Origin of the sequence: Bacillus fonticola, assembly GCF_012955605.1 — a bacterium.
In the GTDB taxonomy this organism is placed as follows: domain Bacteria; phylum Bacillota; class Bacilli; order Bacillales; family JC228; genus Bacillus_CG; species Bacillus_CG fonticola.
In genome coordinates this window covers 352387-377240 of the sequence record NZ_CP052135.1, presented here as the reverse complement: position 1 = coordinate 377240, position 24854 = coordinate 352387, and the positions used below count along the sequence as shown (strand labels likewise).

General features: G+C 43.3%; 25 protein-coding genes. 14 read left to right on the top strand and 11 right to left on the bottom strand.

The annotated features are described in order from the left end of the window. Nucleotides 1–155: 155 nt before the first annotated feature. The 8 genes from HHK01_RS01850 to HHK01_RS01815 all read left to right on the top strand — a co-directional run bounded on the left by HHK01_RS01850 (nt 156) and on the right by HHK01_RS01815 (nt 10021). Entirely contained in the window at nt 156–587 is a 432-nt protein-coding gene (locus HHK01_RS01850) for a CBS domain-containing protein (RefSeq protein ID WP_170006168.1), read from the top strand. Between the two features lie 300 nt (nt 588–887). After that, nucleotides 888–3962 (top strand): GNAT family N-acetyltransferase, encoded by a 3075-nt coding sequence (locus HHK01_RS01845; protein WP_170006167.1) that lies wholly within the window; start codon nt 888–890, stop codon nt 3960–3962. Nucleotides 3963–3970: 8 nt separating this feature from the next. Next, nucleotides 3971–4822, top strand: coding sequence for an amidohydrolase family protein (locus HHK01_RS01840; RefSeq protein ID WP_170006166.1), 852 nt, complete (start codon nt 3971–3973; stop codon nt 4820–4822). Between the two features lie 294 nt (nt 4823–5116). Next, nucleotides 5117–6019, top strand: a complete 903-nt coding sequence (locus HHK01_RS01835) for a ubiquinol oxidase subunit II (RefSeq protein ID WP_170006165.1) — start codon at nt 5117–5119, stop codon at nt 6017–6019. Nucleotides 6020–6044: 25 nt separating this feature from the next. After that, the gene (locus HHK01_RS01830; RefSeq protein WP_170006164.1) at nt 6045–8006 is read left to right on the top strand and encodes a cbb3-type cytochrome c oxidase subunit I; all 1962 of its coding nucleotides are present in this window, start codon (nt 6045–6047) and stop codon (nt 8004–8006) included. Next, the gene (cyoC, locus tag HHK01_RS01825) at nt 8006–8614 is read left to right on the top strand and encodes a cytochrome o ubiquinol oxidase subunit III (protein WP_170006163.1); all 609 of its coding nucleotides are present in this window, start codon (nt 8006–8008) and stop codon (nt 8612–8614) included. Before HHK01_RS01830 ends, cyoC begins: the two co-directional genes overlap by 1 nt. Nucleotide 8615: 1 nt before the next feature. After that, entirely contained in the window at nt 8616–8915 is a 300-nt protein-coding gene (locus tag HHK01_RS01820; RefSeq protein WP_170006162.1) for a cytochrome o ubiquinol oxidase subunit IV, read from the top strand. 278 nt (nt 8916–9193) lie between these two features. Next, nucleotides 9194–10021 carry a halocarboxylic acid dehydrogenase DehI family protein gene (locus HHK01_RS01815; protein ID WP_170006161.1) on the top strand — a complete coding sequence of 276 codons (828 nt, stop codon included), beginning with the start codon at nt 9194–9196 and terminating at the stop codon, nt 10019–10021. Here the strand turns inward: HHK01_RS01815 and mug are convergent. After that, nucleotides 10018–10536: a G/U mismatch-specific DNA glycosylase gene (gene mug / locus HHK01_RS01810; protein ID WP_170006160.1), complete on the bottom strand. Its 519-nt coding sequence runs from the start codon at nt 10534–10536 to the stop codon at nt 10018–10020. The two genes, HHK01_RS01815 and mug, sit on opposite strands and share 4 nt — an antisense overlap. A gap of 338 nt (nt 10537–10874) precedes the next feature. Then, nucleotides 10875–11738: an NAD(P)-dependent oxidoreductase gene (locus HHK01_RS01805; protein ID WP_170006159.1), complete on the bottom strand. Its 864-nt coding sequence runs from the start codon at nt 11736–11738 to the stop codon at nt 10875–10877. Nucleotides 11739–12060: 322 nt separating this feature from the next. Between HHK01_RS01805 and HHK01_RS01800 the strand changes: the two genes are divergently transcribed. Both HHK01_RS01800 and HHK01_RS01795 read left to right on the top strand, forming a co-directional pair. Next, the gene (locus tag HHK01_RS01800; protein ID WP_170006158.1) at nt 12061–13848 is read left to right on the top strand and encodes a S9 family peptidase; all 1788 of its coding nucleotides are present in this window, start codon (nt 12061–12063) and stop codon (nt 13846–13848) included. Nucleotides 13849–14050: 202 nt separating this feature from the next. Further along, on the top strand, nt 14051–14629 hold the full coding sequence (locus HHK01_RS01795) for a hypothetical protein (protein WP_170006157.1): 579 nt from the start codon (nt 14051–14053) through the stop codon (nt 14627–14629). A 288-nt stretch (nt 14630–14917) separates the two neighbouring features. Here the strand turns inward: HHK01_RS01795 and HHK01_RS01790 are convergent, their stop codons facing one another. From HHK01_RS01790 to HHK01_RS01765, 6 genes are all read right to left on the bottom strand, one after another. After that, entirely contained in the window at nt 14918–16171 is a 1254-nt protein-coding gene (locus tag HHK01_RS01790) for a M20/M25/M40 family metallo-hydrolase (protein ID WP_170006156.1), read from the bottom strand. Nucleotides 16172–16477: 306 nt separating this feature from the next. Further along, nucleotides 16478–17332, bottom strand: coding sequence for a patatin-like phospholipase family protein (locus HHK01_RS01785; RefSeq protein WP_170006155.1), 855 nt, complete (start codon nt 17330–17332; stop codon nt 16478–16480). 226 nt (nt 17333–17558) lie between these two features. After that, complete coding sequence (locus HHK01_RS01780; protein WP_170006154.1) at nt 17559–18635, bottom strand: GerAB/ArcD/ProY family transporter; 1077 nt, start codon at nt 18633–18635, stop codon at nt 17559–17561. A 27-nt stretch (nt 18636–18662) separates the two neighbouring features. Next, complete coding sequence (locus HHK01_RS01775; RefSeq protein WP_170006153.1) at nt 18663–18878, bottom strand: hypothetical protein; 216 nt, start codon at nt 18876–18878, stop codon at nt 18663–18665. Between the two features lie 3 nt (nt 18879–18881). Continuing rightward, nucleotides 18882–20138 carry a Ger(x)C family spore germination protein gene (locus HHK01_RS01770; RefSeq protein WP_170006151.1) on the bottom strand — a complete coding sequence of 419 codons (1257 nt, stop codon included), beginning with the start codon at nt 20136–20138 and terminating at the stop codon, nt 18882–18884. 2 nt (nt 20139–20140) lie between these two features. Beyond that, the gene (locus HHK01_RS01765) at nt 20141–21637 is read right to left on the bottom strand and encodes a spore germination protein (protein ID WP_170006149.1); all 1497 of its coding nucleotides are present in this window, start codon (nt 21635–21637) and stop codon (nt 20141–20143) included. Nucleotides 21638–21801: 164 nt separating this feature from the next. Between HHK01_RS01765 and HHK01_RS15860 the strand changes: the two genes are divergently transcribed. The 4 genes from HHK01_RS15860 to cotJC all read left to right on the top strand — a co-directional run bounded on the left by HHK01_RS15860 (nt 21802) and on the right by cotJC (nt 23514). Beyond that, the gene (locus HHK01_RS15860; RefSeq protein WP_194241277.1) at nt 21802–21981 is read left to right on the top strand and encodes a YjcZ family sporulation protein; all 180 of its coding nucleotides are present in this window, start codon (nt 21802–21804) and stop codon (nt 21979–21981) included. Between the two features lie 438 nt (nt 21982–22419). Beyond that, nucleotides 22420–22656 carry a spore coat associated protein CotJA gene (locus HHK01_RS01755; protein WP_170006145.1) on the top strand — a complete coding sequence of 79 codons (237 nt, stop codon included), beginning with the start codon at nt 22420–22422 and terminating at the stop codon, nt 22654–22656. A gap of 6 nt (nt 22657–22662) precedes the next feature. Continuing rightward, nucleotides 22663–22923, top strand: a complete 261-nt coding sequence (locus HHK01_RS01750) for a spore coat protein CotJB (RefSeq protein ID WP_170006143.1) — start codon at nt 22663–22665, stop codon at nt 22921–22923. Between the two features lie 21 nt (nt 22924–22944). Beyond that, on the top strand, nt 22945–23514 hold the full coding sequence (gene cotJC, locus HHK01_RS01745; RefSeq protein WP_170006141.1) for a spore coat protein CotJC: 570 nt from the start codon (nt 22945–22947) through the stop codon (nt 23512–23514). Between the two features lie 101 nt (nt 23515–23615). Here the strand turns inward: cotJC and HHK01_RS01740 are convergent, their stop codons facing one another. From HHK01_RS01740 to HHK01_RS01730, 3 genes are all read right to left on the bottom strand, one after another. Next, nucleotides 23616–23858 carry a hypothetical protein gene (locus HHK01_RS01740; RefSeq protein ID WP_170006139.1) on the bottom strand — a complete coding sequence of 81 codons (243 nt, stop codon included), beginning with the start codon at nt 23856–23858 and terminating at the stop codon, nt 23616–23618. Nucleotides 23859–23927: 69 nt separating this feature from the next. Continuing rightward, on the bottom strand, nt 23928–24425 hold the full coding sequence (locus HHK01_RS01735) for a glycine/sarcosine/betaine reductase selenoprotein B family protein (RefSeq protein ID WP_170006137.1): 498 nt from the start codon (nt 24423–24425) through the stop codon (nt 23928–23930). Next, nucleotides 24409–24699 (bottom strand): hypothetical protein, encoded by a 291-nt coding sequence (locus HHK01_RS01730; RefSeq protein ID WP_170006135.1) that lies wholly within the window; start codon nt 24697–24699, stop codon nt 24409–24411. The genes HHK01_RS01735 and HHK01_RS01730 overlap by 17 nt, the downstream gene beginning before the upstream one ends. Nucleotides 24700–24854 lie beyond the last annotated feature (155 nt).

The following is a 24854-nucleotide window of genomic DNA, read 5'->3' as shown; positions in this document are numbered from 1 at the left end:
CTGCACTATCTCAGCCTGTTTACCTTGTTTTTGCGTAATTCATCATCGTCTAACGCCTGGTGTCGTGACAAATACTGGGTAGGACCTAGCGCCCGGATTTTCGTATAAATCCCCCAATATTGCGGAAAATGTTCAGGAAAGGAGGAATAAATCAAATGTCAGATGTCATTCGCAATCTCATGTCACAAAACGTAATCTCTGTTGCACCGAACCAAAGTATCCAAGAAGCTGCCTCACTCATGTCACAACATAATGTTGGTTCGCTACCAGTTGTAGAAAATGGTCAACTACGAGGGATGATTACAGACCGGGATATTACATTACGCTCCACAGCGCAAGGATTGGACGGCAACACGACGGTCTCGCAGTGTATGTCTACTGACCTCGTTCAAGGTACACCGGATATGGACGTCCACGATGCAGCTAAGTTGATGGCTCAAGGACAAATTCGCCGTTTACCAGTTGTAGAAAATCAACGACTATTAGGTATGGTATCACTAGGGGACTTGGCCACTCGACAGCCTTATGAAAATGAAGCAGGCGAAGCGCTTTCCAATATTTCTATCCCTTCCCAGCCTAAAGCATAAATGTTGATACACTTTGGCTAAAGAAAACCCCCACTTGACCTGTATTGCGTCAACTGGGGGTTTCTTTGTCATATTGTTGTGAATTACCGACAGTTCCGAATATTCCTTTACATCGTTCATGAGTCTCTATATAGTAAATGTTGTGGTGAATGGCATAAATTTCAAAGGCTGTCCTCACCACACACATTCTATAAAGGAGGAGATGCAGTATGGTTACACATCATTTCTCTAGAGGTTTCGACGGACACAGGATCATAGAGACGTAGTGAACATTTACTCATGCGAAGGGGAGTATCTAAGATGGAGAACACAAAGCAAAAAATTGAAATTGTCGAATATCATGAGGGGCTCGCTGCGGCTGTTGCCCAGATGTGGAATCTCAGTCGTGACGGTTGGGGTGGCGATGCTCATGTGACGACAGAAGAAAAGGTTCGGACGCAGGAAGCAAATTCGAGTAACCTCCACCTTTACTTAGCGTTAGATGGAAACGAAGTAGTCGGTTATTGTGGATTGTCTGAGTATCGAGAAGATGAAGGAGCTTTGTACATTCCGCTACTTAACGTGCGCACGGATTATCACGGAGCTGGAATCGGAAAACAACTTGTATTGAAGGCTGTGGAGCGCTCAGTTGAACTAGGCTGGCCGCGACTAGATTTGTACACATGGCCAGGGAACTCAAAGGCGGTTCCTCTATATAAAAAATGCGGGTTCTTCTGGGAAGACCGTGACGACACAACGCACTTAATGAACTTTATGCCAACTGTACTGAACACTGAGGCTGTCGAGCAGTTTTTTGAGCAGGCGAACTGGTACGATGCAAGTACGCGCGTCATTGAAGTGAAGCCTGACAGTCAAAAGGAAAACGATTTCACTTTTTATGAGTACAAATGGGAGAAAGGCGATCAGCATTTGCGCATGGAGTTTGAACGGAGCGGACGAGGATTGCGTCTTATTGAAACAAATGATTATCGCATCGCTGCTACTGTTGAGGACTTTAAACTCGTTGCTAATGCTAATTACAAAATTCGGTATGACATTGAGAATAAATCTGATGTACCGCTTCATATTCAAATTCAAGGCGAAAACCACCAAATTATCCAGTATTCCTTCCAGGACAGCGTGAAAGTGATCGATCGCACGACCATTGAAGCTCATTTTTCGGTCGGAGATTTGTTAGCAGAACAAAGTAGTTGGCGGACGCATCCTTCCGTTGTTTCGAACTTATTGATCAATGGAAAAAAGGCCACGTTTGCCACAGGGATCTTACCGAAGCTCCCTGCTAAGCTGAAGGCAGTCGTACCGGGGTCGCAATCCTATCTGCACAAAAAGTCTACGTTCTATGTAGATGTCGAGAACAGCTACAACGAGCCGATTACACTTCAAGTGAAGCTCCCAACGAGTGACTGGCTTCAAATAGAGGAGCACGAAGTAACTGTTCAACTACAGGCAAAGGGAAAAACGTCTGTACCCATCACTTACGAGTTGTCCGGGTATGGCTTTTACTCCCCTACTCTCGAAGCAGTAGTAACGCGAGAAAACGGGCAATCGTTTACTTTCAAAACAAAAATAGGGGCTGCCTTCAAAGGTGTTGGTGTGCGTTTCAGCGGCGAATGTGATGATTACTGGCGCATTTATAACGGGTTGTATCAGCTGTACTTAGACAAAAACGATAATGAAATATTGCCCGCACGAGAAAGAATCGTACCGAAAACGATTGGTCTCGTGCCTAAGATCGGAAAACCGTATTCTACCGAACTATCGAAAAGAAAGCCAAAACGTGTTGATTATCGTGAAGAAAATGGTGCTATGATCCTGGAAGCAACGTATGAGTCTACCGATTTTCCACAACTGGAGCTCGTGAGTGTATCTAAGCTCTTTGCAGAAGGGTTGCTTGAGCAATCGTATATCGTTAGAAATGGTAGTGACGATGTGGTAAATGGGACTTGGCTGTACCAACCTGTTTATCAAGACTTAACAAAGCCTGTTTTTCCGATGAACAATAGTATTATTGCAGTCGATGAAACGGCCAGCTCAGATTTTGGCTTATGGGATAGTCATAGCCTGACAGAAAACTGGTTCTTTTCTCGATACGAGCGGTACCCTCACGGCGTTACCTGGCCGCAACATGCCAAAGTAGGCTTCGAATCGTGGTACATGTATATCGAGCACAATATAGGTGATCTACCCGCCCACTCAGAACGTCAGTCCGAACCGGTTTACATTTCAATCGGTGCCTATCAAAATTGGGAAGAGTTTAGAAGCTTTGCGCGATCACAACACACACTGACACCAGTGCTGCCTGAAAGAGAACTTACACTTTCAGCAGCAAACACACCGGTCGTTTCTAATAATCACAAAAAAGTAGTACTTGTCGATAACAAATCGAGCTACCTTCAAGGAAGTATTGCATTTGAATTCAACGGCCAGACCATTACAGAAGCGTCTGTTTCTCCTTCTGAGCAGCTTCGAACAGTGGCTACTTCTCTACCGGGCAATCGCAACCCGATAGACAAGATGACAGCACGCTATACAGTAAACGGGATATGTAATGTAAAGAGTGCTTTGCTTTTAACGCCAAACGCCACTCAACCTGTTCAAATAGAAAGAAAGGAAATCAAAGGGACCGAAACGGTTACAGCCTCCAATGGTGTACTATCCATTTCAGCTGCAGCTAGCTTTTATCCTGCTCTGTACTCGCTGAAAACGAACGGAAAAGAGTGGCTACATAGCTCTTACCCAAAAACGATGCCGAAATCGTGGTTCAACCCTTGGAGCGGAGGAATCCACTCGTCCTTACGCGGGATTAACAACTCCTCGTTAGGCAAAGAAATATCGACTGTCGAGAAGGGTTCTTTGACTGACACTGACGGTAACGAGTGGGAAGGCCTCAAGCTATCCACCACTTTTGTGGAGAACGAAGCATTCAAAGGTCTAGGCATGGAACAATATTTTGTCATGCTACCAGGGATTTCTGTACTCGCTTGTGTGACAAAATTCAAGCAGTATACTGGCACGTATTTGCACGATAAGGATCGTTATTTGCAAGCCTTCTTACATCCAGCTACTGACTTATCACAAAGCTGGGTGAAAAACCGTGATCAGAAGTCGTATGTCGCTGGGCAAACAGAATTAAACACGATGCTCGGAACGCACGCAATCATCGGTAGCTTTGAAGACAATCAACTTCTGCAAATGATCAGTGAAACCTCAATAAATGCTTACATGAATAAAGAAGTGATGGCAGTAGGCCCTTCAGAGGTTTTGAATGTAGCAAACGGAGAAGAATATGTATCGCAGCCGGTCTTCTTTGTCGGTCACGATAGCGTATTCTCCCAAGATGAAGTCAGGGACTTCCAAAACATATCGTTTCGGTGAGGTGCCACATGAAAATTATTGACGCCCATATCCATTATTCAAATATTAATAGCTTTCATAAGACAGCTTGTGATTTGTCTAAGGTTGATTACTCGTATGACGGTTATGTTAAAGAATTCGGCGAAAACAACATCGTTTTAAGCATCGCCATGGGAGTGACAGAAACAGCAGAGGAAGGGTTTCCTGACTCTGCTGCTCCCTCCCCCATGGGCATTGACCTTAGCGAGAAAGTACCACCAAATGTAGTATATTGTGCAGGCATCAATCCGTATCACCTGGATGAGATAGCTTTGCAGAAGCTAGAGCGAGACATCCAAAAGCCGGAGTGCGTCGGAATCAAAATCTACCTAGGCTACTACCCGTTCTACGCATATGACGAAGTATACGAGCCAGTATATGCATTAGCCAAAACATACGGATTACCTATCGTGTACCATACTGGAGACACGTACTCAGAACGAGGTCGCCTACGGTTCTCCCATCCATTAGCAATTGACGAAGTCGCAGTGAAGCACCGCGACATGACAATCATGATGGCCCATTTCGGAGACCCATGGGTACTAGACGCGGCTGAAGTCGTGTACAAAAACCACAATGTCTACGCAGATCTATCTGGACTTGTAGTCGGAACAGGCACCGACATTACATCATTGCAGAAAACAAGATTTTTTGACCATCTATTACACGCACTAACCTTTACAAACAACTATAAGAAGTTCCTATTCGGCACAGACTGGCCACTCATCCCAGTCCAACCGTACATCAAATTTATTCAAGACATCACCCCAGATGAATATCATGAAGACGTGTTTTACAACACCGCCCTCAACGTATTCCCGAAGATCAAGCAGCTTCTCTAACCGAGTTCCTGAACCACCGTTTATACTACCAATCCTATTATGGGGTTGGTTTTTTTGTGAAGATTTTGATATTGGGTAGATTTTTACAATACGGTGACAAAACCAAAAACACTTTATGAATTATTTACGAACTCCTTGTGACCTTTTCGATTCTATGCGTTTTTCCTAATGAAGCTGTGCTAAAATAACTCTGCTATCGTGATTAGTAACCTACTTATAGTGAATTTCTGGTTATACTTACTTCACAAAAATATAGTTTTGTTTCCAACAATAAAGGAGAGGAGTGTAAAGTTCATGAAGAAAAAGTTATTAAAAAGGCTATCTTATACGGGTATGTTTGTTCTTATCGTTACAGTGTTAAGTGGTTGTAGTGAACAGTTTATTGTTTTGGATTCTAAAGGTCCTGTTGGAGAAGTGCAGGCGAATTTAATGGCTATTTCTGCTATTTTACTAGGTGTCGTCATCATTCCTGTTCTCATTTTTTTCGCTTTTATCGTGTATCGTTATCGCGATAGGCCCGATAGCAAGGCGTCATTTAAGCCAGAATGGGATGATAATAAATGGTTGGAAATTGTCTGGTGGGGAATTCCAATTTTGGTTGTTGGCATTCTAGGCTTTTACACGATTCGAGATACGTTTGTACTGGCAGAAAGGCCGGCAGAGTCCGAGGATGTTGAACCGCTGACCATCCAAGTTACTTCACTAGACTGGAAATGGCTATTTCTTTATCCAGAGCAAGGCGTAGCAACTGTCAATTATGTAGAGATTCCGATAAATGTACCTGTTGACTTTCAATTAACTACTGACGCACCGATCAACTCATTCTGGGTACCACAATTAGGCGGTCAAAAATATACGTTACCAGGAAAAACGTTGCAACTTTGGCTAGAAGCAGATGAAGAAGGAACGTATTATGGTACAGCCAATAACTTTAGCGGTGAAGGCTTTACAGAAATGAAATTTGACGTAAATGCTCGATCAGAAGAGGAATTTTCAGATTGGGTGAACGAAGTAAAAGAGGGTCCTTCTTCTTCATTGACAATGGACGGATACGAACAGTTAAGTGAGCCTAGCGTCGTAGAGCAGGCTGAGTTCAGTTCCTACACATCTGGATTGTTTGAATATATTGTCGACAAAAATGGTGGGCAATATTACCGCAGTAATGAAACCGGAGACCTCATTGAAACTGAAGAATAGCTTTACTTAGGAAGGAGGAAAATTTATGTGGCAAGAAATAAAGACGTTCGCCTCAGAATTCTTTGTTACAGGCGTGCCGTCAATTTATGCAGCGCAAGTATCCATCGTCTTAACCACGATTGCAATCATCTTTGTACTCACGTATTACAAAAAATGGGGTTGGCTCTGGAGAGAATGGTTGACCACTCTTGACCATAAAAAAATAGGGATTATGTATTTGATCGCCTCCCTGCTCATGCTTTTCCGTGGGGGTGTTGACGCGTTATTAATGAGGGCGCAAATTGCTCTCCCTGATTTGAGTATAATTGGCGCAGAAGAGTATAACCAAATATTCACAACACACGGTACAATTATGATTTTATTCATGGCGATGCCGTTTATGTTTGCGTTATTTAACATGATTGTTCCACTTCAAATAGGCGCAAGGGACGTGGCTTTTCCGTTTCTAAACGCTGTTAGCTTTTGGCTTTTCTTTGCCGGGGCAATGCTCTTTAACTTATCGTTCATTATTGGAGGATCACCCGATGCTGGTTGGCTCAGTTATGCCCCGCTATCCGGAACCGAATTCAGTCCTGGTCCTGGGCAAGACTTCTATATTTGGGGAATTCAGATCTCCGGTATCGGGAGCTTAGCAACAGGGATTAACTTTATAGTGACGATACTCAAAATGCGTGCACCGGGAATGTCACTAATGAAAATGCCCCTATTTACATGGTCTGTGTTAGCAGCGTCTATTATTATTATTTTCGCGTTCCCTGTATTGACCGTGACGCTAGGATTACTATTTGTAGAACGATTCTTTGGAGCCCCTTTCTTCACGCTCGAAGGTGGCGGCAATCCGATGCTCTATATAAATTTGATCTGGATGTGGGGACATCCGGAAGTTTACATCGTGATTCTTCCAGCATTCGGAGTGTTCTCAGAAATTGTGAGTACGTTTTCTAAGAAGAAAATCTTTGGATACAAATCAATGGTCTTTGCGATGTTAAGTATAAGCATTTTGTCCTTCTTCACATGGGTTCACCACTTTTTCACCATGGCAGATTATGTCGTTAATGCGTTTTTTGCCATCACAACCATGGCGGTTGCCATTCCGACCGGTGTCAAAGTGTTTAACTGGCTATTTACGATGTTTAGAGGACGAATTCAGATAAAAACACCGATGTTGTGGACCATTGCCTTTATACCGACATTCTTGGTAGGGGGCGCTACAGGAGTTATGTTGGCGGTTGCACCTGCAGACTTCCAATATCACAATAACTACTTCCTTATTGCCCACTTTCACCAAGTACTCATCGGTGGGGTTGTCTTCGGCTTCTTTGCAGGACTTTATTATTGGTGGCCAAAAATTTTCGGTTTTACGTTAAGCGAAAAAATCGGCAAATGGGCATTCTGGTTCTGGAACATCGGATTTTATGCAACCTTTATGCCACAATACGCACTAGGCTTCATGGGTATGCCTCGTCGAACTGTCACATACGGTTGGGACATGGGTTGGTGGCAATTAAACCTCCTGTCTACATTCGGTGCTTTCTTAATGGGAGCTGGTTTTCTCATCCAAGTGTGGCAAATTGTGCACGGCATTAAAAATAGGAAAAAAGACACTACAGGCGATCCATGGAACGGTCGTACATTAGAATGGTCTATTCCATCTCCTGCACCAGTCTACAACTTTGCTGAAATCCCGCAAATAGAGCAACAAGATGACTGGTGGTACAAGAAAGAGAAGGGCATTAAAACTTACAAGAGCGGCAATAAATTTAAACCGATTCATATGCCAAAGGATTCAGGCATTCCATTTATTATGGGGGGCTGCTGGTTTGTCGCAGGGTTCGGTTTAGTCTTTGGATGGTCTTGGATGGGAATTGTAGGTCTCGTAGGTGTGGCTGCTTGTTTAGTAGCACGCTATTTCCAAAAAAACACAGACTACTATATTCCGGCAGAAGAAGTAGAAAAAACTGAAGCCAAAACGGGAGGTGCACGCTGATGGAACACGCCGTGCCTCAAAAACATCATGACCATGAAGACCATGGTCATGATGAAAACTCACTTAAAATATTTGGATTTTGGATCTTCTTGATCACAGACTTGATACTTTTTGCAACGTTGTTTGCTACTTATGTGATTTTAATGGGACGATATAACGGTGGACCTACTGGGGAAGAATTATTTGAAATCCCTATCTTTGTGGCATCAACCTTCATTCTTTTAACGAGTAGCTTCACAAGTGGGTTAGCCACATTAGCGCTACACAAAGGACACGTAAAGCAGGTCGTAGGTTGGTTATCTGTAACCGTATTACTAGGGGCTTCTTTCATCGGTCTCGAAATTACCGAATTTGCCACGATGGTCGAAGAAGGGGCTACCATTTCTTCGAGTGCCTTTCTTGCTGCCTTCTTCGTTTTAGTAGGTACTCACGGGATCCACGTGTCCGTCGGTATTGTTTGGATGATAAGTATCATTATTCAATTACTACGTCGTGGGATCAATGAAGAAACGAATCGAAAAACCTTTATCGTCGGCTTGTATTGGCACTTTTTAGACGTTGTTTGGATATTTATCTTTACAGTCGTCTATCTGATTGGAGTGATGTAAGGTGAAAAACGACCATAACGATCAACATGATACATCTGCAAATTCCTACATCATCGGTTTTGCCCTTTCAATCGTGCTGACCATTATTCCTTTGGTTCTCGTGTTAAATGACATGTTGGAAAAAACCTACCTCATCGTGTTCATTTTACTAGCGGCCTGTTTGCAATTCCTTGTGCAAATTTATTACTTCATGCATCTCAAAGAAACAAAGAATCGCGGCTATATTCTACTCACGTTAGCAATCGGAATACTCCTTGCAGTCACAGTAGTAGGTGGCTCTGCGTGGGTATTAAACTTCTAAACTACGGGAAGTGGCACGCCTCGAATTGCATCAAATGAACGAAAAAGAAGTAATCGCCTACCCTTTGGATAACGGCGATTACTTCTTTTATTTTTCCACTATATTTGTATATGAAGATAATGGACAGGGACTGGTTAATCCCCTCACGCCATTACCTTTATATATAACGAGGGACAATTCCCATCTAGATGATCCTGTTCTAAATCCATTCTTCCACTCATATCTTTACGAAGTCATGTTATCGGCCCTACTATCATGCGACGACAAGGAGGAATTTTATGCAGAAAAATTACAATGTTCCGGAAGTATTTCCAGAAGATGCTGTTGGTGCGGTTAACACCCTTTATGCAGATATCCAATTTGTTTTGAAAGTACCGGTCGTTAATTTTCTTTTTAGAACGCTCGCCTTTTACGAGAGATTTCTGGAATTGGCTTGGAGTGAAGTGCGGACAAACATGTTGACGTTTGAAGTAGAGGAAATGGCAAAAGAGTTACGCTACCCTCCTGTTTCCCTTCAGACGCCAAGTTGGGATTGGCAAGCACACTACCCCCCTAAGACAATCGAGGCGATTAAAAGGACAATTTTTACGTTTAATTATGTTAATCCGAAGCTTCTACTACTCGTTAGTGCCTGGTCCGAGAGCTTAAGCAATCGTCCCATTTTAGGAAAAAACGAGCCAAAAGGGTTTTTGCAACCAGGAATCCTACCAGGCTTGCCACAAATCCAGCTCATCCATATTAAACAAGCTCCTGAACCAACGCGAAGACTGCTTCTTACTATATCAAAGACGCTAGGAACGTTTGATGTGGCTAGTGACTACCGAGCTTTGGCTAACTACCCGCAATTTCTGTCCACTGGGTGGGGCGTACTAAAACCATATGCATCAACAGACGAATATACTCTTCTCCAGACTAGTTTAAAGAAAAGGGCAGTTACATTGGCTCACAAATTCCCTTTCCCTGTTACGATAAGCCGAGGCAAACTCGAACGTTATTACACTGAAAAAGAGATCGCAGGCATTTACGGAATCGTCTCGATGTTTCAAAGTTTCCTCCCGGGTCTCCTAATCGACTTGGAAATTTTCCGTAGAATAATTTCTGGCTAGGTTTGCTTTAGCTTCATGAGTAGCTGATTTAGCTCACTATAAATAAAAACAATGTCATCTAGCTTCATCCGCACAAGACCACTTGAAGACGGGGCGACAAACTCAAGCACACCCTCAACTACCTGTTCCTCTTGCACGCCCCACGATAACTTGCGCTTCCCACTGTATTGCTCGTACACTCCTTTGCCAACAAAGCAAACGATTTTCGGTCGGTAGTACTGAACGGTATCTCGCAGGATCTCCTTTCCTTCTTTATATTCTTCTTTCGTAATGTCGGCAGCAGCTAGGGTGGGTCTCGCCACAATGTTCGTCAGCCCGAATCCAAGATCGAGCAATTTTCCATCTTCCTCAGGAGCAAACTTCCTCGGCGTTAACCCAGCCTTGTGCAAAATTGTCCAAAAGCGATTGTTTGGATTCGCATAGTGATGCCCCGTCTCAGCAGAGCGCACACTTGGATTGAAACCTACAAATAGTATATTAAGTCCCTTTTTTAGATAATCTGGAATTGGATTCACGAAGCACCTCTTCACAGTAAGAGTAAGTTTTGTGCTGAAAATCGAAGAGTATTTGTAGTGAATGAATCTACAGATTTTTTAGATGGGTGTTGTATCTACCTACCTTCTCCTCTCCTGCAATTCTATGACGACTGTTGCCGTATGTGATTCTAAAATAACGACAACACTTGAATTTGCTTCATCACATCCTCCTTGTAATTCATACTCACAACCTTATTATTACATATATCGATATGAGTAGATAGAACATTCAAACTTTTTACTTCTAATCATCTTTTGTTTTACTATCTTAAACACGTTCGACAAAATTCGGGGCGTACCAGTTCCCAGAAACGTCACTATTCTTCATACCACCTATACAAAGCCTGCGTCCCATTGTCTTCGAACCCCAACTCAACTAGCTGATCATACATCTTCTTGGCAAGCTTTAATCCTGGCAAGTTAATGTCCATCGTTTCCATTTCCTCTAACGCAATGCCCATATCTTTCACAAAGTGTTTAATGTAGAAACCCGGTGCATCGTCCCCTTTGATCATACGTGGAACTAAATTGGAAAGAGACCAACTTCCTGCCGCTCCAGATGTGATGCTTTCTAGAACCGTCTGTGGATTGAGCTTTGCTTGTTTTGCATAAGTGAGCGCCTCTGTAACGCCGATCATGTTCGAAGCAATCGCAATTTGGTTGCACATTTTCGTATGTTGTCCTGCGCCTGCTGCCCCTTGGTAAATAACCTGTGTGCCCATCGCCTGAAAAACATCGCTCATCTGTTGAAACGCTTCCCGTTCTCCGCCAACCATGATGGAAAGCGTTCCATTCCGTGCACCAATGTCCCCACCCGAAACTGGTGCATCTAGTGAATAAACCCCTCTCTGACTGGCCTCTACAAAAATGCGCTGCGCGAGCGATGGCTTCGATGTCGTCATATCGATAACGAATGTACCCTGTTTTGCATTCACTAAAGTCCCTTGCTCACCGAAGTAAATTTGTTCTACATCTGCCGGGTAGCCAACCATGGTGATCACCACATCTGCTGTACTCGCTACTTCCGCAGGTGAATCGCACCACTTGGCTCCTTCCTCTATGAGTATTTCCGCTTTTTGCTTTGAACGAGTATATACTTGAACTGGAAAACCAGCCTTCAGTAGATTTTTCACCATGCCCTGCCCCATGACTCCCGTGCCAATGAATCCAACTTTATACATTGAACTTCCTCCTTCATCAGTGCAATACGCTTATTTAACAATTACTTCTCTTCTATTCTTATTAATCCTTCATGATACAGAAAAATTCGAAGAGTCATCTCGGAACTTGGAGTCATCTCGGAACTGGCACGCCCCGATATTTGTAAAATTTTGTCGACTGATCGTTACAAATTGAATGATTCGCGTTTACCTTTATTTTAGGATAAACACCTCTACATACATCTGTACCAAATTAAAAACTTTCGACATAATTCGGGTGGTACCAGTTCCGAGAAGAGGTGTGATAGAATAATAGTAATGTTTAGAAAAGGAAGTGTTTGAAATGATTCAGTTTCCGAAACCTGATGTTGAGCAGTATTTTCGCACGATGCTCATTCAAGACTTTATTGTTCGTCCTGATGAGAAGCAGTTAATTCTTAGTACAAATTTAAATGGTCACTACAATTTGTGGGCAATGGACTTGCCGAACCAGTTTCCTTATCCGCTTACGTTCAAGAACCAAAGCTCACAAGCGTTGCACTTTGATAAGGAAGGTCGCTTTGTTGTTGTTGGTTTTGACAACGATGGAGATGAGAACACGCAATTATATGCACTGCAACCACATGGCGGTGAATTAGTTCCCCTTCGCGTGCAAGAGGGTGAGCGTCACTTCTTTGCAAACCTTTCTAAAGACGGGACGCGACTCTATTACACGGGAACGAACGGGAATCCTACTTACTTAAACTCTCATATTTATAATCTAGAGACTGGCCAGGAAGAAACTATTCTTGAAGGTGCAGAGGCGCCTACTTTTGTCCAAGCAGTGAGTCCAGAGGAAAACAGCTTCGTTTATGTAAAGAGCTTTGGGAATACGAATTCTTTAGCCTACGTCCGTGTCGATGGCGAGGACTTTTTGTTAACTCCTGAAACTTCGGATCAGCATACGGTGTCTGGTTTTGCTTACACGTCAGAGAAAGAGATTTACTTCATAACTGACTATGATGCTGACCTTTCTTACCTAGCAAAATTCGACCTCAATACGAAGCAGTTCGCGAAGGTGCTAGAAATTGAGGAAGAGGATTTCTCTAGTGTGAAATTCAATAAAGAGCACAATGTATTATATTTGGTAGGCTCACAAGGCGTTGAGGATCGTTTTTATCAGTACGAGCTTACCCTGGGTGAGTTGAAGCAGCTAGTGGCACCTACTAGTGTTGTGACAAAAGTTGTCGTGCTAGAAAATGGAAACCTATACCTTCTCGGTCGTGATGCGACGCGTCCTTTCAATATTTTCAAGTCGACAGATCAAGGCGAGTCGTGGGACGAATTGACGCATTACCGCGTTCCTGGCGTTGCGGATGAAGATCTTGCAGAACCAGAAGTTCTCAAATATCCTTCCTATGACGGGCTGGAAATTGAAGCGTTATTCTTTAGAGCTAAGGAAGAGAACTCGAATGGGCACGTCATTCTTTGGCCACACGGTGGACCGCAATCGTTAGAACGAAAATGGTTCCGTGCACTCTTCCAAATTCTCGTGAATCGCGGCTACTCTATTTTTGCCCCGAACTTCCGAGGCTCTTCGAATTACGGGTTGAAGTTTATGAAAATGGTCGAAGGCGATTGGGGAGATGGCCCGCGCTTAGACAACGTGGAAGGTCTCGAGTGGCTCATTAAAAACGGCTACGCTGACCGCGACAAAATCCTCCTTATGGGCGGAAGCTATGGTGGCTACATGGCGCTTCTTTTGCATGGTCGTCATGCGAATTATTTTAAAGCGGTTGTCGATATTTTCGGTGTTAGCAATCTGTTCTCGTTCATTAAATCAGTGCCTGAATTTTGGAAGCCATTCATGAATCAATGGGTGGGTGACCCTGTCAAAGATAAAGAGAAGCTCACTGAGTATTCGCCGATTACTCACCTTGATGGAATGGTGAAGCCGATGCTCGTTATTCAAGGTGCCAACGATCCGCGTGTCGTTAAAGAAGAATCCGATCAAATCGTCGAAGCACTCCAACAAAAGGGGCGCAAAGTCGAATACCTCGTCCTCGAAGACGAAGGCCACGGCTTCTCCAAAAAAGAAAACGAAATCAAGGTCAACCGCAAAATCGTTGAATTCTTCGACCAGTTTATTTAGGGAACTGGTACGACCCGAATTTTGTCGATTGACACTTCATGAAAAAACACAAGGGTGCAGAACACGCAACATAATGTTCTGCACCCTTGTGCTATACTACCAACGAAATACCTCCAACCTTTCCCCATCGTAACTAATTCAATAGACCATCGTCTAATAAGTAACAGTTCCATAACAAACAAGTACCATAGGAGGAAAGTGAATGAAAAGGAAAAGAACCTTGATGCAGCTGCTTGTAGTAGGACTTTTTTCGTTCCTAATTGTCACAATGTTTCCACCAACCCAAACGGCACAGGCTTGTTCATGTGTCCCACCAGAGTCCGTTCAAAAAGAACTCGAGAAAAGTGATGCAGTCTTTCGTGGAGTCGTGACAGACATGGAAAAACCCGCCCAATTTTTTGGAGGATCTTCCGGTGATTTAGTGGAGGTAACCTTGGAAGTAGAGGAAACGTGGAAAGGCGTTGAAACGAAGGAAGTCATCGTTCAAACAGCCATTTCTTCGGCATCGTGTGGGTTTGAATTTGAAGTTGGCAAGGAATATCTCGTTTATGCCCGGCAGACAGGGGAAGGACTCCATGTAAGCTTATGCAGCCGAACAGCTGCAATCGAGTACGCAACTAACGATCTAGATGAGTTAGAAAAAGGGAAAACAGATTTCAAAGAGGAAGTTACCAAGGCCAACCCATCTCAAACCGGATTACAAACATCTATTCTCATAGGCACCAGCTCAGCAGCTATTATTTTTTTAGGCGTGTTTATCTTTAGACGACAGAACAAATAATCTTCGGGATGGATAGTAAAACAGAGCTATTTCCATGAAAAAAGAGCTTGGAAACGCTCCAAGCTCTCTTGACCTGAATCTACACCGCCTTTAATTCCGAGCCGAGTGCGCACCCATATCTTTTAGGTGCTTTTCATTAATCGCAATGACAGGACTGTTAACACAAGAATTGTTAGGCATAATGTTCTTGTTAGCCACGAACATCCTGCACCTCGCGATTGCGTTTGTAACCATATACGTTGGATTTTCTTCTTCAGCAACAAAAGATGCTAACAAAACAGTTGCTCACTAATTGCTATAACTTAAAATAGGCTCACTAACCTGATCCACCCCAACTAGCCCAATCATCGTCAAAAAGATTTTCTGAATACCATAGTAAGCATCTTTAGGATCAAAAAATTCCTCTAGTGTGTGTGCTCCACCGAAGTCACCGCCCCCGCCTAGTGTTACAGCAGGGATCCCTAAACTGATGGGTACATTGGAGTCAGTACTGATTGGCTCCCCTAACTCAGGTGTAAAACCTATAGCTGAAGTTGCCGCCAGCGCCGCTTGAACAATCGGTGCGTCTTTAGGCTGAGAACCGGCTGGGCGATCTCCAACTAGTTCAATATTTACTGAGATCACATCCCGATCCCAGCGTTTGTTTTCCTCTTCAGAAGCTTGCTTAACGATCGCCAACACCGTTTCCTCCAACCTCAAAAGTTCTTCTTGTGACGTTGAACGTAAATCCAACACCATATTTGCATTTGCTGCAATCGTGTTTACCGATGTCCCACCATGAATAGTTCCAACAGTGAACGTCGTTTTAGGATCTTCTGGTGTTTCCAGCTTAGAAATCTGCGCAATCGCACGCCCAAGTGCATGAATCGCACTCGGCATTCCAAAAGCCCCGAAGCTATGTCCCCCAGGTCCTTTGTACGTAATACTATATCGACGGCTCCCTGTTCCTAAATAGGTAGTTCGACTCGGTGTCCCCGGTTCAATAGAGATAAATCCATCAACATCATCGCGCTCATTGAAGAACGCCTTCACACCACGCAAATCGCCCAGTCCTTCCTCCCCAACTGTCGCACCAAAGATGATATCGCCTTTTGATTGGATATTTATCGTATTCATTGTACGAAGTAGCGTCAGCACTGCAGTCAGCCCCCGACCGTCATCGGAAATCCCCGGCGCATACACTTTCCCATCCCGAACAGTAGCTTTTATATTCGTCCCCTCAGGAAACACCGTATCCAAGTGTGCTGATACGAAAAGAGTCGGCCCCCCTCCCGTACCGCGTCGAATGCCAAACACATTCCCTACCTCATCCGTGCGCACATCCTCCAATCCCAACTCAGTCAAACGTCTCGCGTAATCCTCACCACGCTCCCGCTCTTGAAACGTCGGTGCTGGAATCTCTGTGATTTCAATTTGGTCTTGTAACGTTTTTTCATTATTTGACTGGATGAAATGCAGACCGTCCTTTACGAGTGGGTGTGTGAGTAACTGTTCATATACCTTCTCTACCTCTGAAGTGAGCAAAATTTCTTTGTGTTTCATTGAATGTCAGACCTCCTGTTTTAATCATTTGTATTTATTGTACCGTTAAGAACGAAAGTAGACTATGAGTAGGCGGACATTTCTGATATATCAATCTACTATTACCTCATGTATCCGGAAACCTACCCAACAAACTCAACAGATAATCATCCACACGCTCACCGTTAGCTCATCAGTTTCATGCAAAGCTAAATCAGGCTCGTTACACAACCACTTTTTATTGTCAAACTGACGCAACACACAATTCCCCCTAGAAATAGAAGATAGGGATGGTAATAGATGGTAAACAGTGTAAAACCAGGCTTCCTATTCAGCCTCAATAAATTGCCTTATCTCTTGTTCTCGCCTTTTTGCATCGGCATACCCAAGTTCATATAACTGGAGAAGTTTATTTTGGTCTTTTTCAATCCTTCTTACCCCGATTGGAGCACTAGGCTGTATGACCAATACATTTCCTGTTTCTTTTTCGGATTCAATATGCGTAAGCGTTTCTTTATAGAGCCTATGTCTTTCAATGAGTCGTTCGCCTATACGCGGGTGTTTTTTTAGAAAAAGTTTCATGACTGAGGAAAATCGACTTGGTTGAAGCGTATAATTTTCCTCTTTGGTCATCACAATGATATTCTTCCGATTTCCATCTGCCTGTGACTTACGAATCGGAATAGGATCGATAATACCCCCATCTAAAAGGTGCTTACCCTGGTATTCAACACTCGGTGCTATGAACGGAAGAGAACTGGATGCCCGAATAATTTGCAACATGTTCTCTCCATGTTCCTGTTTCGTGTAATAAACAGCCTCTCCGGTTTCACAATCAGTTGCCCCGACAATCATTCTCTCTGGTCCTTGCAAAAACGTATCGAAGTCAAAGGGGACGATATTCTTTGGGATCTCATCAAACAAGAAATCCATACCGAACATTTGACGTTTTGTCACAAAGTTTCGGAAGGAGAGGTACCGAGGATCACTGACTAAATCTATATTTACCTTTTTATTTCTTCCTTTTTGTCTGGATAAATAAGAGGCAGCCATGCAAGCACCAGCGGAAACCCCTATCACATAAGGAAAATATAGCTCCTTCTCCATAAAGTATTCGAGAACACCTGCCGTATAAACCCCTTTCATTCCGCCGCCTTCTAAGACTAGTCCTATTGTTTTCATGTAAACTCCCTTCACACGGTGCTGAGTACTTATTAATCTAAAAGATGGCTACCACAGAAGTTATAAGCACCCTAACTAACTCGTCTCTTTTTTATTACAAACCTGCCACCGTCATGCTCATCGGTTATCACCTAATTATAACGTATCGCACCTTATCGGGCTCTGAATTACCCCACAACATAAAAAGGTCTCCCTACCAGGCAGGGAAACCAGTAAAATTAGTTCCTCATGACTTTCTACGTCTAAACAAAAGAAAGAGGACAGGAAGGGCAGCACCCATTACTAAATTAATCGGAACATAAGACTGAAACAAAAATTCATTTAACTCTGCGTAATTTCGTGCTAACAAAATGGACCCTACACCAATTAGCCAAGCCATTGGAATGACAAAAGGTCTATAGGAGGTACTTTTCAAAGCTTGCGCAGTTCCTAAGCATAATCCGTAAAAGAAAATGGAAATGCGAATCATTAAACCCACCGTCCAAAACAAGATTGCGATTGTATCAAATCGGTTCAACACTTCACCTACAGATATATAGCGCACTTCTGAAAACGTAGGGAACGCCATTTTAGCCGCTTCAACTGGGCCAAACAGCGCAATCGGCCCTGTAATCGGTCCTAAGAAAAAGAGTAACGTAATCACCGCCGACCATATCCCTGTTTTGACAAGCTTTTTTGGCTGTTGGACGTAAGGCAGCATCATTCCTAATACGACAAACTCCCCGAACCATGCCATCACCGATAGAGAGCCAGTCGCAACAGGGTACAAGCCATTCCCCATCACCGGCAATAAATTCGTATAATCTTTTTGCTCACCCATTGTGAGAAAAACTACACTAATCGCAATAACGACTAACACAGGTAGCATAATTTGATTTAGGCGTCCTAATGTTTCTAATCCCTTATATACGATATAAGACGTTAACAGCAAAATGATGGTTATAAACGCCCACTGCGGGGTCTCTACCATAATTTTTTTATACGCCTCGGCAAATAATCGCACCCCAAGAATCACCATTAAATAGAAGTACAGAAGGTAAAGTACACCAACGATTTTTCCAACCCATGAAAAGTGCTGGAACAAAATCTCCACAAGTGTGATCCCTGGAAAACACTGAGCTAGTTTCACCACTGCAAGTATCCCTACTAACCCTAAGATCGCCCCAATAATAGCAGCAATCCATCCGTCTTGCCGACTCTGTTGAATGACTACAGTTAGTAAAATCAGATGTCCAATGATCGTTAAGGATGTGATGGCTAACATGGCAGCCTGAATATTGCTGATTCTACCTTTTTCAATCATGACCTGTACCTCCAATAGCTACCCTTTTCATTTTCCTAAAGGACTTAACGCATTTAGCCATTCAGAAATGGACACCAAGTGAGGATCTTGAATGATCACAACTCCCCCCACTATACTTAGACTGACAATTCCAGTTTGAAATATAAACGTTCGATACTCTTTCATCTTCCAAGAATGGAAAATATGAAAACCTGTAGTAGCAAGAATTAAAACAATCAATAGCAGGATCAGCAAAATACTCATCTGTTACCTCGATTCATTGGCTTTACTTGGTTGTTCGATCATTCCGTGACCTGAAATATTGGCAGAAACATTTAAGTCGACACGTAGATTCTGGAGTAATCCGTTTCTCCAATCGGGAGCTATTTTATCCCACGCTTTAGGGTTATCACGATAGATCGCCTTACCAAATCCGAAGACGTCTGCCTGCCACCGTTTTTGCGCCTTCCGCAGAGCAGCGGTAGCTTCCTCCTCAATGGTTTCCTCAAGTTGGCGGTTTAAACGTTCGATCTGACGGGAATCTAACTCAGGATCAGCGCATGTATACTCCCCTATGTCTGCCTCAACTTGTATGTTCACCCGCATAGTCGTTCCGTCATTGCTCAATTGAGGAGAGTAACGGGATTTGGAGTCTCGAGTGTTTAAGCTCACGGTACCTTGGCTACACGGTAGAACCACAATATTGTTGTTACTTACCTCCCCCAGCATCCACATCAACCCGCGTGTTTCTCGATCGTTCAGCCACCCTTTTAATTTTGCTCCTTGAAAAACTGCTGTTCCATCAAGAGCCACAGCTGCACTGCTTTCGTTGGTCGTCTCGTTCTCGGTCTCCCCTTGCTGCTTAGCTCTTGCTTCACCATCACCGCTTGTTTCAATACTAGAAAATTCTATCCCTTTATTAATCGAACGGGTGATACCACTTGTTGTGGGATCAATTGTATTACTAGTTAAATCCTCCACAAATTTACTAATGTCCTTCAACGTACCCGCGGAAGCGAATCGGTCATTCTCTGAGAGCTTGTCAACTTCCAAACCAATTGTACTCTGTAGAGCCGGTTTCGTTTGCATCACTTCTTTTGCTGACCCTTTTGTAATAAATATCTTTATATTCGGTCGGAAATCATTTTCTCTTCTGAAGAAATCCAAAGCGGATTCCATGTGGTCGCGGGCTACCATTTCTCCAAAAATGAGCACATTTACGTGTCCTAAATACATCCTTTTCGAGATAGAACTCGATAGCTTACTCATCGCATCAAATAGACTTTGCCCACTCGCTGATACAAGATTAGGTTGTTCACTATCCCCATTTGTGCCCGCTGATGCACTAGCCGTATTGGGCATAGGTCTTACGAGATTAGCTGTAAGCTCGAGTTCTCCCTGCTCATTTTCATCTACACCCACGATATTAATAATGGACAGATCCTCCGCCTCATGAGAACTCCAGCACCCCGACAATAAAAATACAAAATTACACAGAAACAGGAATTGGATGAGATACTTCATCGTCAGCGCTCCTCTTTTTCAACTGGAGAGACTGAATGACTCTCACGGTATTGATTTGCCACACCCATTCCTGGAGGACGAGTGGTCATGGCCCACCAAGGTGCGCGAATAAATACGTCTTTCCATCCTTCTTTACGAGCAGGAGATACCGGAGATAAGTAAGGAACCTCAAATGAACGCAAACTAACTAAGTGAGTGAGTCCAAACATAAGACCGACAAGAATGCCCATAAACCCGAAAAATCCCGCTAGTAAAAGTAATGGGACTCCACAAAGACGAATAATTTGATGAAACGCATAGTTCGGTAAAATAAAGGAAACTAAAGCTGTGGTTGAAACAACAACCATCATAACCGGCCCAATTATGTTTGCTTGAACAGCGGCTTGTCCGATAAGAACGAGTCCCAAAATGGTAATAACAGCCCCTCCAAACGATTTCGGCATGCGTATTCCTGCCTCGCGAATGAGCTCAAAAGTTAATACCATAAACAACCCTTCCACAAGTACTGGATAAGGTAATTCCTCACGATGGGCGGCAATCCTAATGAGTAAAGAGGTTTGTAACAAATCCTGGTGAAAGCTCGTCATCGCTACGTAAAAGGCTGGAAGAATAAGTGCAACAAACATCCCTAGAAAACGCACCCAACGTAATACAGTGGCCACAAGGGAACTACCATAATAATCTTCTCTAGCATGGAGGAACTCAACAAACACGGTTGGTGCAGTTAGCACAAACGGCGTCCCATCGATCATGATCGCGACTTTACCTTCCAACAAATTTCCGCACACTTGATCAGGTCGTTCTGTGCTATAAATTGTTGGAAAAGGCGACTTTGGTGAATCTTTTATCATCGATTCTATATATTGGCTCTCTAATATACCGTCGATGTTTATTTGAGCTAACCGTCTATGCACTTCCTTCACTAGATCATCGTTTACAATTCCTTCTATATAAACAACGCTCACTTGCGTCTGCGTTTGTGTTCCTATAATCGTATTTTCGATCTTTAAAGAGGGAGTTCGGATCCTCTTTCGAATGAGCATAAGATTTGTATCCAGATCTTCGACAAACCCCTCCTGTGGACCCCGTACAGTCCGTTCCGAGTTGGCTTCTCTTACAGCGCCACCAGTCGTCTTCTTTGTTTGAAAAGAGTATGCGTGACTCACTCCGTCAACGATAATAACCGTATGTCCAGATAGCACTTCACTCGCAAGTTCAGCTATACTATTGATCTGATCCGCAGCGTGCAGCGTTCTATTTAGTAGTGATTCTTCTTGAGAAGAGAGCATTTTATGCAAATCAGAAATTTCCTGATTATTGACTAAATGTGAGACATAGAAAACGGCAACACTTTTTTGATTCAGATCCATTTGGTGATATACGAAATCGTCACATGAGCGAAACGTCTCCTTTATATTGGCAACATTTGCGCTGAGTGAGCTGGAGAGAGATTCAGAAGTTTGTTTATGAGTACCTTTCGTTTGATTCGTACCGTTCATGATGTACACCTCCTTGAGCGTAGTATTTTCTTCCATTGCTAGAATATGCACTTATAAAGACAGGTGTACTATTTATATACGAAACGCTCGTCCCATTATTCTGAATAGTATAACAATGGCAAAAAGGAACAGAACCCACACAAAAATCGTCATTTCTCCATACGATGCACTATCCTTATTATTTGGAGGTGTGTGACATGAGTGGAGCTTACGGTGGAGGCTTTGCCTTACTAGTTGTGTTGTTTATCCTTCTCATCATTATCGGTGCGTCTTATGTAGGTGGCGGCGTCGGATACGGCGGCGGTGTTGGATACGGTGGAGGATATGGATACGGAGGTTATTAAAAGATTGTTGCGGGGCATGTAGAACATGTAATTTCTTATGCTCCCATTGTAATGTGAGGATTCACGTGCCTTCGTTGAACGATTACAAATTTCTTGATTCCCCTGTGGTCACTCTGGTGCAACGGGGATTATAGTAAAACAAAAAACACAAGAGGGAGAGGCGTCAAGTCTCTTCCTCTTGTTTTACTTTCCGATAAAGTGAACATTTTATCTTTCGTTAGGATTGATACTATTCGCGATTACAGGTGCCTTATTTCATCCCAATCAACGCATGGGACTCCTGCTAAGTCTCACGCTCACAACTTGCATCATCATCGCCTACAAATGGAAAAAACACCTCTCAACACATCTCCAATGACTAAGTACTTTTTGGCATGAGGACAAAGAGCCTGCGAATACAGTGACAAGAGGAAAACTTTTGGAATAGAGGTGTATACTGTGAGTCATTCTTCAAACCCGTTCACACATACAAAAACGTACAAACCTTTTCACAGTCCTTATGATCCGTGTCCACCGATCGGTAAAAAGTATTATTCAACCCCTCCAAATTTGTATGTTGGGTTTCAACCAACAAATCTTGAACAATTTCCACCCCACGAAGCACTGAAAAGAGGAACGTTATGGCCCGTATTTTATGACTACTACGAAAACCCATACGAAGCGAAAAGGGGGTAGTTAGAATTGTCCTCATTGCCAAAACACTACTACGAACTTCTGGAAAAAATTCAAGAGGCGGATTTTGTGCTTGTCGAACTTACATTATACTTAGATACGCATCCAAACGATTACGACGCCATGCAACAGTTCAACCAGTTTGCTCAGTATAGTAAACAACTCAAAAGTCAATTCGAAAACAATTACGGAGCCCTCCAACAGTACGGAAACAGTTACACGGATGAAAACTGGAGTTGGGGAACGGCGCCTTGGCCATGGCAAGTTTAATGAGAAAGGAGTCTGTTGTTTATGTGGGTATACGAGAAAAAGCTCCAATATCCTGTAAAAGTCTCCACATGTAACCCAACACTGGCTAAATATCTAATTGAACAATACGGAGGAGCGGACGGGGAACTAGCCGCTGCTTTACGCTATTTGAACCAAAGATATACGATTCCAGAAAAAGTAATTGGATTGCTAACAGACATCGGTACAGAAGAATTTGCTCACTTAGAAATGATCGCGACCATGATCTACAAACTGACCAAAGACGCAAAGCCTGAGCAAATGAAAGCAGCTGGATTAGACGCACATTACGCCAATCATGACAGTGCCCTTTTTTATCACAATGCGGCAGGTGCTCCGTTCACGGCAACCTATATCCAAGCTAAAGGAGACCCGATTGCTGATTTGTATGAAGACATAGCAGCAGAAGAAAAGGCTAGAGCAACCTATCAATGGATCATTGACATGTCAGATGACCCAGACCTAAACGACAGCCTCCGCTTTTTACGAGAAAGAGAGATTGTCCACTCCCAACGTTTCCGAGAAGCAGTAGAACTCCTAAAAGAAGAACGCGACCGCAAAAAAGTCTTCTAAGAGAATTTAAAGGAACTGGTACGCCCCGAATCTTGTCGAACCTCATTTGAAGGCAAAAAACCGGGGAAAAGCGCCCCCGGTTTTTCTTAATTATAAAATTACTACTTCAACCCTAACGACTTCTTAATCGCTATTCCTTCTTTTCTCACCTTCGCCCACTTAAACGAAGGGTAACTCACTTCTCCACTATCTTTTGCATGGGTAAGATGGTCAAACGCTTCCAGAATAATTTGACGTTGAAGTTCTTTATGATGTGGCACGCCAAAGTGATGCCCCATCATAAACGGCAAAAACACCGCTCTTGGTGGCTTTGCATGCTCTGTGACATCTAGAGCAACCGACAATGAAACCGTAGGAATCCCCCTACGTTCTATAGCACGCTGCACGAGCGCGACAGATTGATGTCATATCGGTCATGCCGGGCACAATAAAGCGATATCCGCATGATCCTTCACAACAGCGTCTGCAATAGCTTCCGCCAACTTCTCCTCCAGCATATCTGGATCCATGTTGTACCCGATAAAGGAAAAGAAATTGTCCGTTAAACCCCCGATTACTCCATCATCAGCAAGCTCTTGTAAACGCTCGATTGGGAAGATTACGTTCAAATCTTCATTTGCCCCCACCGTCGGATACTTGAGCTGGTGAATCTCTAAATCATCAGGCTTTAAATTAGACGGAACCTGCCGATATGTATAATCGCCTATCGGATGAACCGTATCAAAAGGAAGCGTTCCGACTGGCTGAACACCCGCAGAACTAACAAAGGTTAGCCTAGACTCTGACAACGGCTTTTGTAAGGGCGCTAACGGGACATAATCATGTTTCGTAATCATAGAACCTGGGTACCGTTCGTTGACCGTACCCCAAATACCGGGCCTCATTTGCGTTTGCTTAGAGGTTTCCGTCATGAATCCATTCCCCCGATCTCTTTGAAAAGTAAAAATGAAGGTGAAAGTAAAGATGTGCTAGCGTCTCGGCATCTTTTTGTTCAAGCGTCTCAAAGATAAACTCACGATCTGTGGCAGGTGAGTCTAGCAATAGCTTGAGTGCCTCAATCCACGACTTATCAATCTCCTTACGCCCAGCCTCTTCATTTCCATCACCAAAGTGCAACCGCACATAGCGAATCAGCTTCTCACTATCTCCGCTTTCGATTGCCTCTTTTAAATAAGGCAATGACATGTGAATCACTCCCGTCTTGTAGAGATAGTTTAACACTTCTCCTTGTTAAAGGGAATGAAAGACAAGTTGGAATCAATCCAGATGGCCTCCCATTCAACGTCAAAGTGGAAATCACATGCTTTGCAATAGAACGAGGAAGTTCCAAAATCCTCGAC

Excerpts from the sequence above, each read along its gene's own strand:
- HHK01_RS01850 (WP_170006168.1), top strand. The coding sequence starts at position 156 with ATGTCAGATGTCATTCGCAATCTCATGTCACAAAACGTAATCTCTGTT.
- HHK01_RS01845 (WP_170006167.1), top strand. The coding sequence starts at position 888 with ATGGAGAACACAAAGCAAAAAATTGAAATTGTCGAATATCATGAGGGG.
- HHK01_RS01840 (WP_170006166.1), top strand. The coding sequence starts at position 3,971 with ATGAAAATTATTGACGCCCATATCCATTATTCAAATATTAATAGCTTT.
- HHK01_RS01835 (WP_170006165.1), top strand. The coding sequence starts at position 5,117 with ATGAAGAAAAAGTTATTAAAAAGGCTATCTTATACGGGTATGTTTGTT.
- HHK01_RS01830 (WP_170006164.1), top strand. The coding sequence starts at position 6,045 with ATGTGGCAAGAAATAAAGACGTTCGCCTCAGAATTCTTTGTTACAGGC.
- cyoC (WP_170006163.1), top strand. The coding sequence starts at position 8,006 with ATGGAACACGCCGTGCCTCAAAAACATCATGACCATGAAGACCATGGT.
- HHK01_RS01815 (WP_170006161.1), top strand. The coding sequence starts at position 9,194 with ATGCAGAAAAATTACAATGTTCCGGAAGTATTTCCAGAAGATGCTGTT.
- HHK01_RS01805 (WP_170006159.1), bottom strand. The coding sequence starts at position 11,738 with ATGTATAAAGTTGGATTCATTGGCACGGGAGTCATGGGGCAGGGCATG.
- HHK01_RS01800 (WP_170006158.1), top strand. The coding sequence starts at position 12,061 with ATGATTCAGTTTCCGAAACCTGATGTTGAGCAGTATTTTCGCACGATG.
- HHK01_RS01795 (WP_170006157.1), top strand. The coding sequence starts at position 14,051 with ATGAAAAGGAAAAGAACCTTGATGCAGCTGCTTGTAGTAGGACTTTTT.
- HHK01_RS01790 (WP_170006156.1), bottom strand. The coding sequence starts at position 16,171 with ATGAAACACAAAGAAATTTTGCTCACTTCAGAGGTAGAGAAGGTATAT.
- HHK01_RS01785 (WP_170006155.1), bottom strand. The coding sequence starts at position 17,332 with ATGAAAACAATAGGACTAGTCTTAGAAGGCGGCGGAATGAAAGGGGTT.
- HHK01_RS01780 (WP_170006154.1), bottom strand. The coding sequence starts at position 18,635 with ATGATTGAAAAAGGTAGAATCAGCAATATTCAGGCTGCCATGTTAGCC.
- HHK01_RS01775 (WP_170006153.1), bottom strand. The coding sequence starts at position 18,878 with ATGAGTATTTTGCTGATCCTGCTATTGATTGTTTTAATTCTTGCTACT.
- HHK01_RS01770 (WP_170006151.1), bottom strand. The coding sequence starts at position 20,138 with ATGAAGTATCTCATCCAATTCCTGTTTCTGTGTAATTTTGTATTTTTA.
- HHK01_RS01765 (WP_170006149.1), bottom strand. The coding sequence starts at position 21,637 with ATGAACGGTACGAATCAAACGAAAGGTACTCATAAACAAACTTCTGAA.
- HHK01_RS15860 (WP_194241277.1), top strand. The coding sequence starts at position 21,802 with ATGCACTATCCTTATTATTTGGAGGTGTGTGACATGAGTGGAGCTTAC.
- cotJC (WP_170006141.1), top strand. The coding sequence starts at position 22,945 with ATGTGGGTATACGAGAAAAAGCTCCAATATCCTGTAAAAGTCTCCACA.
- HHK01_RS01735 (WP_170006137.1), bottom strand. The coding sequence starts at position 24,425 with ATGACGGAAACCTCTAAGCAAACGCAAATGAGGCCCGGTATTTGGGGT.
- HHK01_RS01730 (WP_170006135.1), bottom strand. The coding sequence starts at position 24,699 with ATGTCATTGCCTTATTTAAAAGAGGCAATCGAAAGCGGAGATAGTGAG.